The sequence below is a fragment of the Isoptericola haloaureus genome (assembly GCF_036689775.1).
Taxonomy (GTDB): Bacteria; Actinomycetota; Actinomycetes; order Actinomycetales; family Cellulomonadaceae; genus Isoptericola; species Isoptericola haloaureus.
The window spans coordinates 1-448 of record NZ_JBAGLP010000047.1; the positions used below are offsets into that span (position 1 = coordinate 1).

The following is a 448-nucleotide window of genomic DNA, read 5'->3' on the forward strand; positions in this document are numbered from 1 at the left end:
GTATGCCAGTTGTTCCGCCAGGAGCACCGCTGGTTCGCTACGTTCGGGAGGGATAACCGCTGAAAGCATCTAAGCGGGAAGCCTGCTTCAAGATGAGGTTTCCAACAGGCTAGACCTGTGAAGGCACCCAGCTAGACCACCGAGTAGATAAGCCGGTAGTAGAAATCAGTACCAACGACTGTAACAGCTGATCGGTACTAATCAGCCGACAACTTCAACACACCTACACTGCGTGCTCCGCGTCCACTGTGCGGTTCCCGAAAAACGGGCACCACCCCCACCCCCCCCGCCACCATCCGTGGCAGCCGGGGCAAATACGTGGGGGACCCGAAATCTCGTTACTGTTACGGCGGTCACAGCGAAGGGGAATCGCCCGGTCCCATACCTAACCCGCAAGCTCAGCCCGTCAGGCCCGATGGTATTGCCCTGGAGTCGGGGTGGGAGAGTA

At 58.7% G+C, this 448-nt stretch carries 2 rRNA genes; both read left to right on the top strand.

Annotated elements, in window-relative coordinates:
* Positions 1–222 (top strand): 23S ribosomal RNA (locus tag V5O49_RS00175); the annotation flags it as partial.
* 123 nt (positions 223–345) lie between these two features.
* A 5S ribosomal RNA gene (gene rrf / locus V5O49_RS17025) occupies positions 346–448 on the top strand; the annotation flags it as partial.